We start from the raw sequence: 17,516 nt of genomic DNA, 5'->3' as shown, positions 1-17,516 counted from the left end.
TCACCGCCATTTCTTGGTTTCGAATGCGCCCTGGGTCTGCTTCTGCCCCTCGGTCAGGGCCAGCAGGTCGGCCATGTCGGGCAGAACGCCTGCGCGGATGTCGTCCACCGCGTCGCGGAAGGTCGACACGACAGTGCGGATGTAGCTGCGCGAACGCTGGCGGCCCTCGATCTTGAAGGCGTTGACGCCGGCGTCGATCAGCTCGGGCAAGAGCTGCGACAGGTTCAGGCTGACCGGCTCCTCGAAGGCGTAATAGCCCTCGGGCCGCGCCGGCGCGAGGTAGCGTCCCTTGCAGATGGTGGGATAGCCGGCGGTATCGCCGGGGCCAAAGCGGTCGATGGTGAACGCGCCCAGCCGGGTCGAGAGCGAGCCATCCTCCTCGCGGGCGTATTCCACGTCGGCGGCGGGCGAGCAGACGCCGTCCATGTTGGTCGAGCAGCCGGTGGCGTAATTGGTCAGGCTGCACCGCCCCTCGACCATCAGGCCGTGGTTGCCGAAGATGAAGGTCTCGATCTCGCAGGGGATCTCGCGCTTGATCTTGCGGATCTCGGGGATGGTCAGGATGCGGGGCAGAACCACGCGGCGCACGCCGAATTCGTTGCAATAGTAGCGGATCGCCTCGGGGCTGGAGGCCGCGGCCTGCACCGACAGATGCAGCCTTTTGCCCGGATGGGCGCGGGCGATATGGGCCGCCACGCCGATGTCGGCGACGATGAAGGCATCGACCCCCAGCCGCGCCCCGGTATCGGCCGCATCGCGCCACAGCGCGAACCGGCCCGCCGGTGGGTAGGTGTTCAGCGCCAGCAGCACCTTCGCCCCCCTGTCATGGGCATAGGCGACCGAGGCCTCCAGCTCCTCGGGGGTGAAGTTCAGGCCGGGGAAATTGCGGGCGTTGGTTTCGTTCTGAAAGCCGCAATAGACCGCATCGGCCCCGGCATCGACCGCCGTGCGCAGGGCGGCCGGGGTGCCAGCGGGGCAGACCAGCTCGGCGATGGCGGGTTCGTCAAATGGCATGGGGGCCCTCCTTGGGCGTGACGTTGGCCGCGGCATCGCGCAGCCGCGACAACAGGAACTGTCCGGGCGGGCCGAAAAGCGCGGCGGCATCGCCTGCGATCGAGCCCTCGACATCGTCGAGCGCGTTGCGCAGCCGGACGACCGCCTCGGTGTCGCCGCTGACCGTCAGATCGCGCGAGAAGAACAGCGCGTCGCCGTCGGCACCGGCATCGACCAGCGCAAGCAGCGTCAGGAAATCGCCGCTGATCCGGGCCCGGTGGTCGGGGATGGCGTCGCGCTTCACGGCGCGAAGCTGCGGGTTGGCGGGATCGGGGCGCAGGACCAGGGCAAAGCCCATATCGCGAGGCTCGATCACGAAGGTCGCGCTGCGGCAATCGCCCAGCCGCTGAAAGATCGACGGGTGCAGGGCGGCGATCCGGCGCACGATCCGGCCCAGCGCCGGTTGCATCAGGACGGGCGGGACCACCCCGATCAGCCGCAGGGCCAGCCCGCCCTGTCGGGGCGGGGGTGGCGTGGGATGGGCCATGGTCATGCGGCACCTTGCCGGCCGGATCCAACCACAGCCCCCTCCGCGCTCTCGGCGACTGGCACGCCGGCCTCCCGACACCACTCGACCAGCGCCCGCAGGTCCGAGGGCAGCGCCTCGCCCATGCCGCCGGTGAATGCGTGAAAGGCTTCGGCGTTCTGACCGCCCAGCCCCACAAGCACCGGCAGGTCCAACTCCAGCGCCCGGGCGATCAGGGTGCGATACCCTCCGCCCGCCGCCTCATGCTTGCCGAACTTGTTGACCAGCAGCAGGTCGACCGCGCCCCCCTCCAGCACGTCGGAGGTAAGCGAGACCGCCCGTTCCAGCGCCTCCGGGTCCAGGCGGCAGCCTTCGGCATGGCGGCCCAGCGCCTGCGATATGCGCACCACGGGCCCGTCGGGCAAAACGGTCACGTCCATGTCACAGCCGCGCTGGCCGGGCGCGTCATGGTTGACCTGAATGGTGCCGCAAAGCCGGGCGCCCCCCTCCTCCAGCCGCTCGGCCAGCCGTGTCAGCAGCCGGTCCGTGGCCCCGGGGCCGCTTGATTTCGTGTAGGCAATTTTCATCGCGTTCTCCCTTTGCGCGAAGTGTCTTGTTGATGGGCCCAGCGGCCCAGCGGCCCCGGCCCGATCAGGCCGGGGCGCTTTCATGCAGCGACACGCGCACCGGCAGGCCCTGGCGGACGGCGGCGCCGCTGATCGGCTCCAGCCAGGTGCCGGGAACGCGGCGGGTGGGGTCGGCAAAGCCCAGGTCGTTCAGGTTCACCCCGGCCCCCACCCAGGGGTTGCCGCCGTGATCCTGCCCGTCGATGCTGTGCCGGGCGGCGCCCAGCTCCCGGTGGCCGAACCCGTGCTCGATCCCCAGCGCGCCGCGCATCACGCCCCGGCTGACCAGCGCCATGCCGATCACATGTCCGCCCGGGCTTTCGATCCTGACAAGGTCGCCGTGGCCGATCCCCATCAGGGCCGCGTCCCGGTCGTTCATCAGCACGGGGTTGTAGGGCTTGATCATTCGCAAGCGATCCAGCCCGGCGGCATATGGGTTCATCAGGTTCGACTTGAACGAGAAGGCCAGCAGCGGCCATTCGGCCTCCGGGAACCGGTCTCGCATGGGGGTGCCGTCGGCCAGCCGCGCCACGCGCAGGCCGGGCACGCCGCTGTGGCGCCGCCCGGTCTGGCTGTCGATGGCGGTACCCACCTCTTCGTTGTAGATGCAGAACGTGCGTTTCCAGCGGTTGCCCAGCCGTTCGCCGTCATGGGCGCCGTCATAGGTCTGAAACCGCCCGCCCCGTGCATAAAGATAGGCGACCGGGCCGCGCTCCTGCTCGGGCAGAACGGCCTCGATCCGGGGCAGGAGCGAGGCCAGGCCCGACAGCTCGGCGTCGTCGTCGGTGACCGGCGGCAGAGGCTCCCCCATGAAGGCGATGTTGGCGCCGGCCCGGAGGAAGAAATCCTCGGCCGTGTTCAGCGGCCAAAGCGCGCCATCGGCCGAGGGGATCGCCCCCTCGCCAAAGCCGGCCAGGCCAAGACGCTTGGCCAGGGCGATGAAAAAGCTTTCCATGCTGACGGGCTGACCGTCGGCGGTCTTGACCTGGCGCGGCGCGACCACCGGCCAGCAGGCCGTGGTCATCTTGGTCAGGTTGCCGGACCAGGCGCCCGTGAAGCCCCAGACCTCGTACATCACGGAGTCGGGGAAGATGTAATCGGCGTAGCGGTTGGTTTCGTTGATGAAACCGTCGACGGCCACGTAGAGGCCCAGCCGGGCCGGGTCGCGCAGCCGTTCGCCGATCAGCGCGTCAAGGCCGGCCTGCCCGTAGATCGGGTTGGCCATGCAGCCGATCAGCGCCTTGATCGGATAGGGATAGCCATCCAGCGCCGAGGCCAGATGCTCCGACAGGGTCGGCGGCGCCAGCGAACGCCAGGGCGCAGTTGCAGGATACGGATCCTCCCCCGCCGCCACCCGGCGCTTGAACTCCGAGGACTTCTCGTAGGGAAACTTCGAGCGGGACAGGAAGATCCCCTTGGGCTTGCGCATCTCGGGGAAGGTGGCGAGGTCATAGCGCGGCCCCTTGCCGGTGCCGTTGAAACTGCCGCCGCCATGGGCCGAACCGCCGGCATGATTGATCGAACCGGCCAGCAGGTTCATAAGCTGCACCGCGAAAGTGGCGTAGAAACCGCTGGCCGACATCATGCCGCCATGGCAATCGGCCACCGCCCGGCGACCGCCGGCCTTGAACCGGGCTGCGATGGCGGCGATGCGCTCGTGGGGGACACCGCATGCCTCGGCGTATTCGTCCATGCTGTATTCCAGCGCGGCCTCGCGCAGAAGCATCAGGCTGCTCTTGACCGCAATGCGGCCGCCGTCGGGCAGTACCAGGGTCTCGTCGGCGAACAGATCGCCCCGGCTCGAGGCCTCGGCGCTCAGAAGTTTGCCGTGATCGAAGACCATGGGCAGATCGCCCTCGGCCCCCGGCGCAACCTCGCCCAGGTCCGAGCGGCGCAGAAAATGCCCCTGCCTGGGGTGGTCCGCCTGCACGATCACAAGGTGGCTGGCATTGGTGTGGCCGACCTCGCCCGCCGCGTCGGCGGCGCTGGCCGAGGGCAGGGCCAGGAATTCGGCCGCGTAGCCGTCGTTCTCCAGCAGCCAGCGGATCAGGCCCATTGCCAGCGCGCTGTCCGTTCCGGGCCGCACCGGCACCCAGTTGGAGTGGGCCCCCGCGCTTTCCACCACCGAGGCGTTCAGCGCCGGGTCCACCACCACGTAGTCCAGCGTCCCCCGTGCCCGCGCCTCGGCCAGAAGACGGCCCTGGCGCTTGAAGGGGTTGCCCGACTGGCTGGGCGCAGAGCCGATGAACAGGCCGAAGGCGGCGTTGGCGAAATCGGGCTTGGTATGGGCGAACTTGGCCATGTCGTTCATGACCGCGCCCGACCCCATGCGGAACGCCAGGCCACAGTAGGACCCGTGGTGCCCGTAGTTGCGGGTTCCGAAGGCGTTGAAGGCAAAGCGTTTAAGCAGCGCCGAGCGTCCGTAGTCCGTGGCCTCCATCACCAGAAGCTGGTTGCTGAGGGGGCCAAACTCGGGGTTCTCGGGATCAATCGGTGTTTCGTAATCGTTGATGGCGCGCAAACCCTCGACCGGTCCCTCGCCGAAAAGGTCGCCCCCCTCGCATATCTCCTCGATCGCCTGCTCGAACGGGACCGAGGTCCACCTCCCCTCGCCCCGCTTGCCGGCGCGTTTGAGCACCTTGAGCACCCGGTGCGGGCTGTCGATCTGTCCAATCATGGCGTTGCCCCGCGCGCAGGCGGTGGAGCGGTTGATCTGACCCGCCTCGCCAAAGGCCGAGACGCAGCGCAGCGCCTCGCGCACCGGCGTCGCGTGGTCAAGGTGGCGGTCGGCCGACAGCGGATTGTAGGGGTTGCCCGCGACCCGGATCACCCGGTCGGTGGCGTTGTCGATCCGCACCCGGACACCGCATTTCGTGGTGCAGCCGTAGCAGACGGTGAAGGCCATGCGCTGCTCGGCGTTGGGTGTCAGCGCGCCCGTTTTCAGGTCAACGCTGTATTCGGGCTTGGGCGCGTTGCCATAGACCGGGTGGGCCGGCTTTTCGCCCGCGCTGCCGCTCAGCCCGTGGGCAAGCTTCTCAAGCGGTTCGGCATAGCCGGCGGCGAAGGTCGCGGCCCCGCCTGCGGCGGCGGCCACCTTCAGCAGTCTGCGGCGGCTTTTATCCATGATCAGGTTCTCCGTGAACGGCGGGGGAGTGGTCGGGCGTTCCGTCGCGCCCGCCAAGGGCGGCGCGCCAGGGCACGAAAAGGTCGATGACAAGCAGGACCGAGAGCAGCAGACCGAAGCTTCCGACGATGCCCAGCAGCCCCTGCGAGCCCATGCCGACGGCGTAGTTCTGGAACCCCGCGCTGTTGCGCGCGACGGTCTGCACCTCCATCAGGACCGTCCAGCGGAAACTCCAGGCGACGTAGAGGGCCAGCAGGCCCAGCACCCAGCGCGTGCCGCGCAGCGATCCCAGCACCTCCATCAACCCCGAGGCCAGAAACAGGAAGACCCCGGCCACCACGCCCCAGTAGGCCAGGCGCCGCCATTCGGGATTGTCGCGCACCGAACCGAGCGCGGCCGCGACCGACCCCTCGTTGATCGAAAGGCCCTGCGCCAGCCAGCCCCCCGCCACCAGCCCCGCCAGCACCAGCGAGACCAGGATCACGCTGAGGAACTGGTCCCCCGCGACCGGGTGGCGGATGCCCGAAACCCGGTTGATCACCACGGCCAGGCCGGCCGCGCCGATCACCCCCGTCAGCAGGAACATCGCAGGCAGGTATTCGGTGTGCCACAGCGGCCGTGCCTTCAGGATCGCGACCTCGGCCCCGGTATAGACCATCACCCCCACCGACAGCGCGACCGCCACGAGGCCCAGCAGGACCACAAGCCAGCGCGGCGTGGCCCAGGCGCCGAGCGGAACGTGACGCCCGATCCATCCCTGAATGCCGCCCTCGCCCGCGCGGGCCCGAAGGGGTTCGCGCCAGACCAACCATGCCAGTCCCAGGGTCGCGCCCACGTATAGCGGCAGAAGGATGCTGCCCAGCGCCATCCAGGATGTGGGGTTCGGGTAGGCGTAGAAATGCCAGAAGCGCAGCGGCTGGTGCAGGTCGGCAAGCAGCGTGACGGGCGCCACGATCGCGGTCGCGACCGCGCCCAGCAATGCCAGGCGCGCCGCCGGCTTCCAACGCTCAACCCCAAGGACCACCCCCGGCACCGCCAGCCAAAGCGAGGCGTAGGACAGCGCGATCAGGAAGAAATACTGCACGGCCCAGGGGTACCAGGCGATGCCGTAGCGTGGCGCGATCAGTTCAATGCTCTGCATATTCATACCCCAGTTCTTCGCCTTCGCCGTTGCGCACGGTCCACAGGCTGGGCTCGGCCGCGGGGCGGGTCACGAAACGCGCGTCCATGCCCAGGTAGAAGACATGCGGCCGGGTGTTCTTGTCGGGCTGAAGCACCATCAGCTCGTCGCGGTATTGCTCGACCATGCGGGCGATCTGGCTTTCGGGATCGTTCAGGTCGCCGATGATCCGCGCCCCGCCGACACAGGATTCGACGCATGCCGGCAACAACCCCGCCTCAAGCCGGTGGGCGCAGAAGGTGCACTTGTCGGCTGTCTGGGTCCGGTCGTTGATGAAGCGCGCGTCATAGGGACAGGCCTGCACGCAATAGGCGCAGCCAACACAGCGGTCGCTGTCGACGACGACGATCCCGTCCTCGCGCTGCCAGGTGGCCTGCACCGGGCAGACCGGCACGCAGGGCGGGTTGTCGCAATGGTTGCACAGGCGCGGCAGCATGAATTGCGCGGGCTCTGCGGTCTCGAGGCTCTGGACCTCGGTCTGTGAGACGATGGTGCGGAACTTGCCCAAGGGGGTTTGGTTCTCGATGTGGCAGGCCACGGTGCAGGCTTGGCAACCGATACAGCGGCGCAGGTCGATCAGCATGGCATAGCGCCGCGCCGGATCACCGCCCCGCCGGGGGGGCTGGTCGTTGATACCTGCCTGGGCGACGCTGGCCAGCGGCACGAAAGCCGCCCCCACCGTCATCTTCGCGCCCTGTGAAAGAAAGAGCCGTCTGGCGAGATCCATCTCTTCTCCTGCCCTCGTTATTCTTCGAAGTGGAACGCCCCCTCTCTAGCAACCGGTTGGGATGGAACGGTTTGATCGACATCAACTTTCACCATGCGCATAGCGGGCATGCGCCAGGCGGGGGCCTTTGCCATGGCAGGGGCTGCCTTTCCGGGGATCGGGGGGTGCTTGAACGCACTAAGCCGCCCCGTGGGGCGGCTTGGTCGGGGGAATTGTGGGCCGCAGGCGGCACGGAATGACAGCGCCGGCTGCTGCCCGGATCGGCGCGCTGAGCCGCGCTATTGTCTGAGGATCGTCAGGCGGGCCAGCAGCCCTTTGGCGCCCGGCTCGAACGTCAGGGATCCGCCGTGCAAATTCGCAACCGTCGAAACGATGGTCAGTCCCAGCCCGTGGCCCTTGATCATCTGCGTGTTGTCGCCGCGTTTGAAGGGCGCCACCAGGGTCGCGATCTTCTCGGCCGAGACATTGGTCCCCTCGTCCTCGACGGTGATGATCGCGGTGTCTGCATCCCGCTCCAGCGAAACCTTGGCGCGACGCCCGTATTTCAAGGCATTCTCGATGAGGTTCGACAAGGCGCGGCCCAGCGCGACGGGGCGCGCGAAGACGATCACCTTGTCGTCCTGCGGCAAGGTCCCCGAGCCGCGCCGCGACATGAAGAGCGACTGCCCGCCCCGTACCGACAGCTTCTCGCCGATCTGGAATTCCACCGGACGGCCGGTGTCCTGATAATCGGCCACCACTGATTCAATCAGCGACGTGAGCGAGATTTTTCGGGGCGCCTCGGCGTCCAGCTCGGCGCGGGTATAGGTCAGCACGCTTTCGATGATGCCCGTCATGCTGTCGATGTCGGATTCCAGCTTGGCGCGAAGCTCGTTGTCCTGGATCAGGGCTGTGCGCAGCTTCAGCCGGGTGGCGGGGGTGCCCAGGTCGTGGCTGACCCCCGACAGGACGGCGGCGCGTTCGGCCAGCATGTCGCGTTCGATCGCCAGGTAGGTGTTCACCGCCGAGACGATGTCGCGCAATTCCTGCACGCCCCCGGTCTCGTAGACGTCGGGGCCGCCGATGCGCTTGCGATCCCTCAGCATCTGGGCGAAGTCGGCAAAACGGGCCGAGGTGTTCAGAACCAGTGTGAACAGCATACCGATGGCCAGCAGCGCGAGCACGCCGGCCAGCAGGCGGAAATCCGAGGGTCCCGCGGCACAGTCCCAGATGCCGGCGCCCGTGATCCGGACCCATGGGGCCTCTCCCAGCTTGGCGATCAGCACCGGGTTGCTGCAGTAGGTGGCCAGCAGCTGCGCAAAGGATCCCATGGTCTCGGCCGGGGTCTGATCCGGCCGCGAGGAGACGCTTGCCAGCGGGTAGCGCAGATCGGGCGAGATAGCGGCCAAGACCAGCGGCGCCGAGCTTCGATCGCCCGACAGGCTTGGCCTGATGGAAAAGTTCGTCACGATCGGCGGGCGTGGCACGTCCGCGATGGCCTCGAACCGGCCCCGTTCCGCCTGCTGCTGGTCCCTGGGGGCCAGCGTGCTCACGCTCATTCCCGACGGCGGCGCCCTGCCCGATGCCAGGCTGTCGTAAAGAACCGCGCCCGCGAACCGGGCGTCGTTGAGGTGGGCCGCCCATCGTGCATTCGACTGGACCCACATGCCCGCCGCCACCAGCCCCAGCAGAAATGCCGTGAACACCGCCAGAACCCCACCGACGCGCAGGCTTTGCAGGTCGCGCATCAAGGTTCCTCGGTCGCGACATCGACGGCGAAGACATAGCCGACGCCGCGTTCGGTCCGAAGCATCTCGGGGTGCTTGGGGTTGGCCTCGATCTTGGCGCGCAGGCGTCCGACCAGAACATCGACGGCGCGCCCCTCCGAGTCCGAGGGCGCTTCGTCATCGCTGGTCACATGCAGGGCCGCCGCAATCTCCTGCCGGGTCAGGGGGATGTGCGGGTTGGCCAGCAAGGCCTGCAACAGGGCCGTTTCGCGGCGCGACAGGGCAACCAGGTATCCCTCGGGCGACAGCACCTCGTTCTGTTTGGAATCGTAGGTCCAGCCGGCAAAGCGGAACACCGCCTTGCGGCGGCGATATGCCAGCGAGGATGTCCGGTGGGACCGCGCGCGCACCGCACGGATACGGGCGAACAGCAGTTCGGGATTGAAGGGTTTGGCGATGTAGTCGTCGGCACCGACCGCATACCCCGCCATGCGATCCTTGTCGGACGACAGGGCCGAGATCATGATGATGGGCACGGATTGGTCTTCGCGAAGGCGCGAACATATCTCGACCCCGCTTTCGTCGCCCAGCATGACATCCAGCAGGATCAGGTCGATCCGCCCCGCCGCCAGGTGCTTGCGAATGCTGGCTTCGCCCGTGGCGGGCAGCGCGATGCACCCGTTCTGCTGCAACAGCTGGGTCAGCATGCTGCGCAATTCAGGATCATCATCGACGACCAGAACTCGTGGAATCGTCACTCCTGGCCTCCCAACCTAAGCGTTCTTTCCCCTCCCCGGTGGAGCCTCCTATGTAACATCAAGCAACAGAATCAACGCCCGGGTAACACTTGGTAACAGATCGGTCGGAATTCTGCTTCCGCGGGGGGAATAGCCGGTTTGCCGTTGTTGCATGGCTTGGGCGGTGCAGTTCAGAATTTCTCCACAGGATCCCGGGCCACGAGAACTGGCCCGATCCGCAAAAGGGAGGAACCAAACAATGAAGAAATCCGTATTCAGCGCCGTGTCCGCGGTCGCGATGATCTCGGCCAGCGTTGCCGTGGCCGAACCCCAGGCCGAGGTCCTGCATTACTGGACATCCGGCGGCGAAGCCAAGTCGGCGGCGGTCCTGCAAAAGGAATTCGCCGACAATGGCGGCACATGGACCGACATGCCGGTCGCGGGCGGTGGCGGTGATGCCGCCATGACCGCGCTGCGCGCACGGGTCCTGTCGGGCAACGCGCCCACCGCCGTTCAGCTGAAGGGCCCGGCCATCCAGGAATGGTACGAAGAAGGCGTTCTGGCAGACATTTCGTCCGTAGCCGAGGCCGAGGGCTGGGCGGATGTCCTGCCCTCTTCGATCGCGGCCCACATGAAGTGCGAGGGCACCTGGTGCGCGGCACCGGTGAACGTGCACCGGGTTGACTGGATCTGGGCCAACGCCGACGTGCTGGAAGCCAATGGCATCGAGATGCCCACCTCGTGGGACGAGTTCAACGCCGCCGCCGAGAAGCTTCAGGCTGCCGGCGTCATCCCCTTGGCGCATGGTGGCCAGGCCTGGCAGGACGCGACCGTTTTCGAAGGCGTGGCGCTTGGCATTCTTGGGCCCGACGGGTTCCGCAAGGCCTTCGTCGACCTCGACGCTGACACGCTGACCTCGGACAAGATGAAGGCCGTGTTCGACCAGATGCGCACCATGCGCGGCTTTGTCGACGAGAACTTCCCGGGCCGCGACTGGAACCTTGCCACCGCGATGGTCATGAACGGCGAAGCGGCCTTCCAGATCATGGGCGATTGGGCAAAGGGCGAATTTCTGGCCGCAGGCAAGGTGCCGGGCGAAGATTTCCTTTGCGCGTCCACCCCGGGGGACGGCTTTCTCTACAACGTCGACAGTTTCGCGATGTTCGACGTCGGCGGTGACGACAAAAAGGCCGGCCAGGAGCTTCTGGCCAAGCTGGTCGTCGGCAAGAACTTCCAGAAGGTGTTCAATCTGAACAAAGGGTCGATCCCGGCCCGGACCGACGTTGAGCTGGACGAGTTCGACAGCTGTGCGCATCTGTCCGCCGAGGACATGAAGGCAAGCTCGGAAGGCGGCTCGCTTCTGCCCAGCTATGCCCATGGCATGGCCCTGCGCGGGGCGCAGGCGGGCGCGATCACCGACGTGGTGACCTCGCATTTCAACTCCGACATGTCGTCGGACGACGCTGTGCAGCAGCTGCTGACAGCCGTTCAGAACAGCATGTAACCTGGAAACCTCGGCCTGCCCTTCGGGGCGGGCCATCCAAACGGGGGGAAATTCCATGTCCAAGTGGCTCGAAGAGCACTTGCCGAAAGTGGTGCTCGCACCGTCATTCATCGCCGTACTGGTCTTTGTCTACGGGTTCATCATCTGGACAGCCTGGGTGTCGCTGACACGCTCGCGGCTGCTGCCGAAATATGAGATCGAAGGCTTCATCCAGTACGAGCGCCTGTTTGCAGCGCCGCGCTGGGACGTGGCGATGAACAACCTGTTCATCTTCGGCACCCTGTTCATCGTCATCTCGATGGTGCTCGGCCTGATGCTGGCGATCCTGCTTGACCAGAACATCCGCACCGAAGGAGCGATCCGCACCATCTACCTCTACCCCATGGCCCTTTCGATGATCGTGACGGGCACGGCGTGGAAATGGATCCTCAACCCCGGCCTGGGGCTGGAGGCTACCGTGCAAGGCTGGGGTCTTGAGAATTTCACCTTCAACTGGCTCGTCGACCCGGACAAGGCGATCTACACCGTGGTCCTTGCCGCCATCTGGCAAAGCTCGGGCTTTGTCATGGCGCTGTTCCTCGCCGGCCTTCGGTCCGTCGATACCGAGATCATCCGCGCCGCGCAGGTGGACGGCATCCCCACCTGGCGGGTCTATTCCGCGATCATCATCCCCTCGATGGCCCCGATCTTCCTGTCGGCCTTCATCGTGCTGGCCCACCTCGCAATCAAGAGCTTTGACCTCGTCATCGCCCTGACCGGCGGAGGCCCCGGCTTCGCCACCGACCTGCCCGCCACCTACATGTACGCCATGGCGTTCTCGCGCGGGGACATTGGCCAGGCGGCAAGCTCGGCGATGGTCATGATGGGCGTCGTCTTCACCATTGTCGTTCCCTACCTCTACTCGGAACTGAGGGCGAAAAATGACTGATTTCGCGATCGCTCCCCCCCGCAGCCAAAGCCGAGCCGTCAGGATCGGCCTGCGCTGGCTTCTCTACGTCATCCTCGGCCTCTTCGCGCTTTACTACCTGCTGCCGCTGTTCGTGATGATCACCACCTCGCTGAAAAGCCTCGAGGAGATCCGCACCGGCGACCTGATGGCCCTGCCCCGCGAGGTGACGTTCGACGCCTGGAAGACCGCCTGGTCGGGGGCCTGCACCGGCATCCAATGCGACGGCGTGAAACCCTACTTCTGGAATTCCGTGCTTATCGCGGTTCCTGCGGTGCTGATCTCGACCCTCATCGGCGCAATGAACGGCTATGTGGTGGCGCACTGGCACTTCCGCGGCGCCAACATCTTCTTCGCCCTGATGCTGTTCGGCTGTTTCATCCCGTTCCAGGTCGTGCTGCTGCCGATGGCGCGGGTGCTGGGCCTGATGGGCATCGCCGGAACCATACCGGGGCTGATCTTTGTCCACGTGATCTACGGGATCGGGTTCACAACCCTGTTCTTCCGCAACTACTACGTGACGATCCCGTCCGAGTTGAGCAAGGCCGCCAAGGTCGACGGTGCGGGCTTCCTGCGCATCTTCTGGTCGATCTTCCTGCCCCTGTCGCTGCCGATCATCGTCGTCTCGATCATCTGGCAGTTCACCCAGATCTGGAACGACTTCCTGTTTGGCGTCTCGTTCAGCCAGGCCGGTACCCAGCCGATCACCGTGGCGCTCAACAACATCGTCAACTCCACCACCGGCGTGAAGGAATACAACGTGGACATGGCCGCCGCCATCATCGCGGCGCTGCCCACGCTCCTCGTCTACATCGTCGCTGGCAAGTATTTCATCCGCGGTCTGACCGCCGGCTCCGTGAAAGGATAAAACTCATGGCACCGATCCTGGATATCAAGAACCTCTACAAGAACTACGGCGCCGTCGAGATCCTGAAGGACATCAACGTCTCCATCGAACAGGGCGAATTTCTGGTGCTGGTCGGCCCTTCTGGCTGCGGCAAGTCCACGCTTCTGAACTGCATCGCCGGGCTCGAGCCGATCACACGTGGCGAGCTGCACATCGGCGGGCGCAACATGACCGACGTCAGCCCCAAGAACCGCGACATCGCCATGGTGTTCCAGTCCTACGCGCTCTACCCCACGATGACCGTGGCGAAGAACATCACCTTCGGCATGAAGGTGCGCGGCGTCGACCAGGCGACCCAGCAGGAAAAGCTGCAACAGGTCGCCCGGCAGCTTCAGATCGAGCAGCTGCTGAACCGCCGCCCCGGCCAGCTTTCCGGCGGTCAGCGCCAGCGGGTGGCAATGGGCCGGGCGCTGGTGCGCGACCCCAAGCTCTTCCTCTTCGACGAGCCGCTGTCGAACCTCGACGCCAAGCTGCGGGTCGAGATGCGCACCGAGATAAAGGAGCTTCATCAGCGGCTTGGCGCGTCGATGGTCTATGTCACCCACGACCAGATCGAGGCGATGACCCTGGCCACGAAGATCGTCGTCATGAAGGGCGGCGTCATCCAGCAGATCGGCAGCCCGGCCGAAATCTACAACCGCCCCGCCAACCTCTTCGTGGCCGATTTCATGGGCAACCCGGCGATGAATCTGATCCCCGCCAAGACTCGGGCGAACGGGGTCGGCACCAAGATCGAGATCGCCCGCAAGGACGGCGCCCCCATCGTGCTGACCGACACGCAGAACCGCAACCTGCCCGAGGACGTGATCCTCGGCGTGCGCCCCGAGGATATCGGAGAGCCGGATCACCGCGCCAGCCAGACCGCCCAGGCCGCCGAATGCATGGTCGACATCGTTGAGCCGGCCGGGGCGGACACTTTCGTCGTGATGCAACTGGGCGGCAAGCATGTGACCGCGCGCCTGCACTCCGAAACCTCGGCGCAGCCCGGAAAACGACAGCAGCTCGCGTTCGACCTCGGCAAGGTCTCTTACTTTGCGCCCGATACCGGGCAACGTCTGAACTAGATAGCGGGGGGCGGTCGCTGACAGCTTCGACCAGAGGCCACTTCTCGCCGCCGTGAGGGTGCCGGAGCGTTTGTTGGCTAATCTTACTCCCTCCCCTGCCCGCAGATCCGCGCCCAAGGCTGACCCCGAACGCAAGAAGCCGCCCTATTGGGCGGCTTTGTCTTGGGTATATTTTCGCGGAAGTTGGTTGCGGGAGTAGGATTTGAACCTACGACCTTCAGGTTATGAGCCTGACGAGCTACCGGGCTGCTCCATCCCGCGCCATTTAGCGCTGCCCCATTTTGGTGATGGTATATGGGGCTGGCATCGTTTGAGAGAATACGTTTCGTGTTCCTTACTAGGTTTGGCGGTGACCTACTCTCCCACGTCTTGAGACGCAGTACCATCGGCGCGACGGCACTTAACTGCCGAGTTCGGGATGGGATCGGGTGTTTTGCTCGCGCTATGACCACCAAACCGAGAAAGGAACACGAGATTTCCAAGTCATGCTTTTGACTTTGTTCCGAAGCCTTACCTGGCTTCTACTGGATCAAATCAAGCCTATCGGGCAATTAGTACCGGTCAGCTGAGCACATTGCTGCGCTTACACCTCCGGCCTATCGACGTGGTGGTCTACCACGGCCCTCAGGGAGACCTTGTTTCTGGGGGGGCTTCCCGCTTAGATGCCTTCAGCGGTTATCCTTTCCGATCATAGCTACCCAGCACTGCCGTTGGCACGACAACTGGTCCACCAGTGGATCGTTCACCCCGGTCCTCTCGTACTAGGGGCAACTCCCATCAAGTCTCCTACACCCACGGCAGATAGGGACCGAACTGTCTCACGACGTTCTAAACCCAGCTCACGTACCTCTTTAAACGGCGAACAGCCGTACCCTTGGGACCTGCTCCAGCCCCAGGATGAGATGAGCCGACATCGAGGTGCCAAACGGTGCCGTCGATATGGACTCTTGGGCACCATCAGCCTGTTATCCCCGGCGTACCTTTTATCCGTTGAGCGATGGCCCTTCCACTCGGGACCACCGGATCACTATGGCCGTCTTTCGACTCTGCTCGACTTGTCAGTCTCGCAGTCAGGCTGGCTTCTGCCATTGCACTCAACGAGCGATTTCCGACCGCTCTGAGCCAACCTTCGCGCGCCTCCGTTACTCTTTAGGAGGCGACCGCCCCAGTCAAACTACCCGCCACACAGGGTCCCGGATCCGGATAACGGACCGCGGTTAGACATCAAGCGAGCGAAGGGTGGTATCTCAAGGGAGGCTCCACAGAGACTGGCGTCCCTGCTTCAAAGCCTACCACCTATCCTGCACATCGCTGACCTAATGCCAGTGTGAAGCTGTAGTAAAGGTGCACGGGGTCTTTCCGTCTAACCGCGGGAAGCCTGCATCTTGACAGGCAATTCAATTTCGCTGAGTCCACATTTGAGACAGCGGGGAAGTCGTTACGCCATTCGTGCAGGTCGGAACTTACCCGACAAGGAATTTCGCTACCTTAGGACCGTTATAGTTACGGCCGCCGTTTACCGGGGCTTCAATTCGGTGCTTGCACACCTCCTTTTAACCTTCCGGCACCGGGCAGGCGTCAGACCCTATACGTCGTCTTGCGACTTCGCAGAGCCCTGTGTTTTTAGTAAACAGTCGCCACCCCCTGGTTTGTGCCCCCCGCCAAGACTTGCGTCCTAACGGGGCCTCCTTCTCGCGAACTTACGGAGGTATTTTGCCGAGTTCCTTAAATGTGGTTCTCTCAAGCGCCTTGGTATTCTCTACCAGTCCACCTGTGTCGGTTTAGGGTACGATCTAACGGAGGGCTATTTCCAGGAACCCCTAAGCAGCCATCTCAATCCGATAAGAGATAACTACCCTCGGGATCCGTCACATCCTCCTGGCCCAGGAATATTAACCTGGTTCCCATCGACTACGCCTTTCGGCCTCGCCTTAGGGGTCGGCTTACCCTGCTCAGATTAGCTTTAAGCAGGAACCCTTGGACTTTCGGCGACAGGGTCTCTCACCCTGTTTGTCGCTACTCATGTCATCATTCTCACTAGTGATCTCTCCACCGGATCCCTCACAGGCCGGCTTCACAGAAAGCTCCTTGTGTCCAATCCCACCGAAGTGGGCAAGGACACATGGAACTATGTCACACTACGCTCCGCTACCATATGCTACGCATATCCAAAGCTTCGGCTCGTGGCTTGAGCCCCGTTACATCTTCGCCGCAGGACAACTTATTTAGACCAGTGAGCTGTTACGCTATCTTTAAAGGATGGCTGCTTCTAAGCCAACCTCCTGGTTGTTTTGGTCGTCCCACATGCTTTCCCACTTAGCCACGAATTGGGGGCCTTAGCTGTTGGTCAGGGTTGTTTCCCTCTCCACGACGGGCGTTAGCACCCGCCGTGTGTCTGCCGCATAGTACTCCCGGGTATTCGGAGTTTGGTTAGGATCAGTAAGCCTGTGGGGCCCCATTACCCATCCAGTGCTCTACCCCCCGGGGTATTCGTGCGACGCTCTACCTAAATAGATTTCGCGGAGAACCAGCTATCTCCGAGTTTGATTGGCCTTTCACCCCTAGGCACAGCTCATCCCGACCTTTTTCAACAGGTGTGGGTTCGGTCCTCCAGTAAGTGTTACCTTACCTTCAACCTGGCCATGCCTAGATCACTCGGTTTCGGGTCTGATCCCACGAACTCATGCGCCCTATTAAGACTCGCTTTCGCTGCGCCTACACCTATCGGCTTAAGCTTGCTCGTGAGACCAAGTCGATGACCCATTATACAAAAGGTACGCCGTCAGAGCTCGAGGCTCCTCCGACTGCTTGTAGGCGTCCGGTTTCAGAAACTGTTTCACTCCCCTCGTCGGGGTGCTTTTCACCTTTCCCTCACGGTACTGGTTCACTATCGGTCAGTAAGGAGTACTTAGCCTTAGAGGGTGGTCCCCCCATGTTCAGACAGGATTTCACGTGTCCCGCCCTACTTAATACGTCCTATCGAGCTTCCTGTACGGGACTGTCACCCGCTATGGTCTGGCTTTCCAACCAGTTCCAGTCACTCTCAAGGCTCGGCTGGTCCCCGTTCGCTCGCCGCTACTAGGGGAGTATCTGTTGATTTCCTTTCCTCCGGGTACTTAGATGTTTCAGTTCCCCGGGTTTGCTCTTTTAAGCCTATGTATTCAGCCTAAAAGTACCTGGTTCACCCGGTTATTGATAGCAAGGCTAACAATAACTGAGTGTCAGGTGGGTTGCCCCATTCGGAAATTCGTGGGTCAAAGCTTATTCTCAGCTCGCCACGACTTATCGCAGAGTATCACGTCCTTCATCGCCTCTTACTGCCAAGGCATTCACCAAACGCCCTTCTCGCGCTTGATTTGATCCAGAAGAAGACAGGCTTCTTCCGGTGTCAAAAGCATGCACTTCCCGCTTTCGGATCTCTCCGAAAGCATGTCGATCCGAAGATCGACAGGTTAGTGTTCTTGACTTGGAAAGAC

The 17,516-nt window shown here is 64.0% G+C and carries 12 protein-coding genes, 1 tRNA gene and 2 rRNA genes; 4 read left to right on the top strand and 11 right to left on the bottom strand.

The window, feature by feature from the left end; all coding sequences use genetic code 11:
- From ubiU to CLV77_RS04410, 8 genes are all read right to left on the bottom strand, one after another.
- Positions 1-1,014 (bottom strand): ubiquinone anaerobic biosynthesis protein UbiU, encoded by a 1,014-nt coding sequence (gene ubiU, locus CLV77_RS04445; protein WP_076979082.1) that lies wholly within the window; start codon positions 1,012-1,014, stop codon positions 1-3.
- On the bottom strand, positions 1,004-1,540 hold the full coding sequence (ubiT, locus tag CLV77_RS04440; RefSeq protein WP_083707895.1) for a ubiquinone anaerobic biosynthesis accessory factor UbiT: 537 nt from the start codon (positions 1,538-1,540) through the stop codon (positions 1,004-1,006). The genes ubiU and ubiT overlap by 11 nt, the downstream gene beginning before the upstream one ends.
- 2 nt (positions 1,541-1,542) lie before the next feature.
- A complete protein-coding gene (locus tag CLV77_RS04435; protein ID WP_076979083.1) occupies positions 1,543-2,106 on the bottom strand; it encodes a DUF2478 domain-containing protein in 564 nt (187 codons plus the stop codon).
- Between the two features lie 64 nt (positions 2,107-2,170).
- A complete protein-coding gene (locus CLV77_RS04430; protein ID WP_076979084.1) occupies positions 2,171-5,269 on the bottom strand; it encodes a molybdopterin dinucleotide binding domain-containing protein in 3,099 nt (1,032 codons plus the stop codon).
- The gene (nrfD, locus tag CLV77_RS04425; protein WP_197685760.1) at positions 5,262-6,410 is read right to left on the bottom strand and encodes an NrfD/PsrC family molybdoenzyme membrane anchor subunit; all 1,149 of its coding nucleotides are present in this window, start codon (positions 6,408-6,410) and stop codon (positions 5,262-5,264) included. The genes CLV77_RS04430 and nrfD overlap by 8 nt, the downstream gene beginning before the upstream one ends.
- A complete protein-coding gene (gene dsrO, locus CLV77_RS04420) occupies positions 6,397-7,176 on the bottom strand; it encodes a sulfate reduction electron transfer complex DsrMKJOP subunit DsrO (protein ID WP_076979086.1) in 780 nt (259 codons plus the stop codon). The genes nrfD and dsrO overlap by 14 nt, the downstream gene beginning before the upstream one ends.
- A gap of 278 nt (positions 7,177-7,454) precedes the next feature.
- Positions 7,455-8,903: a sensor histidine kinase gene (locus CLV77_RS04415; protein WP_076979087.1), complete on the bottom strand. Its 1,449-nt coding sequence runs from the start codon at positions 8,901-8,903 to the stop codon at positions 7,455-7,457.
- A complete protein-coding gene (locus CLV77_RS04410; RefSeq protein WP_076979088.1) occupies positions 8,903-9,640 on the bottom strand; it encodes a response regulator transcription factor in 738 nt (245 codons plus the stop codon). The genes CLV77_RS04415 and CLV77_RS04410 overlap by 1 nt, the downstream gene beginning before the upstream one ends.
- Before the next feature lie 238 nt (positions 9,641-9,878).
- Between CLV77_RS04410 and CLV77_RS04405 the strand changes: the two genes are divergently transcribed.
- The 4 genes from CLV77_RS04405 to CLV77_RS04390 are packed head-to-tail and all read left to right on the top strand — an operon-like array spanning position 9,879 to position 14,040.
- Positions 9,879-11,123 carry an ABC transporter substrate-binding protein gene (locus tag CLV77_RS04405; RefSeq protein WP_076979089.1) on the top strand — a complete coding sequence of 415 codons (1,245 nt, stop codon included), beginning with the start codon at positions 9,879-9,881 and terminating at the stop codon, positions 11,121-11,123.
- 55 nt (positions 11,124-11,178) lie between these two features.
- The gene (locus CLV77_RS04400; protein WP_076979090.1) at positions 11,179-12,051 is read left to right on the top strand and encodes a carbohydrate ABC transporter permease; all 873 of its coding nucleotides are present in this window, start codon (positions 11,179-11,181) and stop codon (positions 12,049-12,051) included.
- A complete protein-coding gene (locus CLV77_RS04395; protein WP_076979091.1) occupies positions 12,044-12,937 on the top strand; it encodes a carbohydrate ABC transporter permease in 894 nt (297 codons plus the stop codon). Before CLV77_RS04400 ends, CLV77_RS04395 begins: the two co-directional genes overlap by 8 nt.
- A gap of 5 nt (positions 12,938-12,942) precedes the next feature.
- Complete coding sequence (locus CLV77_RS04390) at positions 12,943-14,040, top strand: ABC transporter ATP-binding protein (RefSeq protein ID WP_076979092.1); 1,098 nt, start codon at positions 12,943-12,945, stop codon at positions 14,038-14,040.
- Positions 14,041-14,224: 184 nt separating this feature from the next.
- On the opposite strand, the gene CLV77_RS04385 is transcribed toward CLV77_RS04390, so the two are convergent.
- From CLV77_RS04385 to CLV77_RS04375, 3 genes are all read right to left on the bottom strand, one after another.
- Positions 14,225-14,301 (bottom strand) — tRNA-Met (locus CLV77_RS04385).
- A gap of 80 nt (positions 14,302-14,381) precedes the next feature.
- A 5S ribosomal RNA gene (gene rrf, locus CLV77_RS04380) occupies positions 14,382-14,496 on the bottom strand.
- 74 nt (positions 14,497-14,570) lie between these two features.
- A 23S ribosomal RNA gene (locus CLV77_RS04375) occupies positions 14,571-17,397 on the bottom strand.
- Positions 17,398-17,516: the final 119 nt, after the last annotated feature.

The sequence above is a fragment of the Brevirhabdus pacifica genome, assembly GCF_002797755.1.
Lineage (GTDB): Bacteria > Pseudomonadota > Alphaproteobacteria > Rhodobacterales > Rhodobacteraceae > Brevirhabdus > Brevirhabdus pacifica.
This window is presented reverse-complemented; position numbering and strand designations above follow the sequence as displayed.

Bases quoted from the DNA above. Each gene is read 5' to 3' on its own strand.
- CLV77_RS04430 (WP_076979084.1), bottom strand. From the start codon at position 5,269: ATGGATAAAAGCCGCCGCAGACTGCTGAAGGTGGCCGCCGCCGCAGGC.
- nrfD (WP_197685760.1), bottom strand. From the start codon at position 6,410: ATGCAGAGCATTGAACTGATCGCGCCACGCTACGGCATCGCCTGGTAC.
- dsrO (WP_076979086.1), bottom strand. From the start codon at position 7,176: ATGGATCTCGCCAGACGGCTCTTTCTTTCACAGGGCGCGAAGATGACG.
- CLV77_RS04435 (WP_076979083.1), bottom strand. From the start codon at position 2,106: ATGAAAATTGCCTACACGAAATCAAGCGGCCCCGGGGCCACGGACCGG.
- CLV77_RS04400 (WP_076979090.1), top strand. From the start codon at position 11,179: ATGTCCAAGTGGCTCGAAGAGCACTTGCCGAAAGTGGTGCTCGCACCG.
- ubiT (WP_083707895.1), bottom strand. From the start codon at position 1,540: ATGGCCCATCCCACGCCACCCCCGCCCCGACAGGGCGGGCTGGCCCTG.
- ubiU (WP_076979082.1), bottom strand. From the start codon at position 1,014: ATGCCATTTGACGAACCCGCCATCGCCGAGCTGGTCTGCCCCGCTGGC.
- CLV77_RS04415 (WP_076979087.1), bottom strand. From the start codon at position 8,903: ATGCGCGACCTGCAAAGCCTGCGCGTCGGTGGGGTTCTGGCGGTGTTC.
- CLV77_RS04405 (WP_076979089.1), top strand. From the start codon at position 9,879: ATGAAGAAATCCGTATTCAGCGCCGTGTCCGCGGTCGCGATGATCTCG.
- CLV77_RS04395 (WP_076979091.1), top strand. From the start codon at position 12,044: ATGACTGATTTCGCGATCGCTCCCCCCCGCAGCCAAAGCCGAGCCGTC.
- CLV77_RS04390 (WP_076979092.1), top strand. From the start codon at position 12,943: ATGGCACCGATCCTGGATATCAAGAACCTCTACAAGAACTACGGCGCC.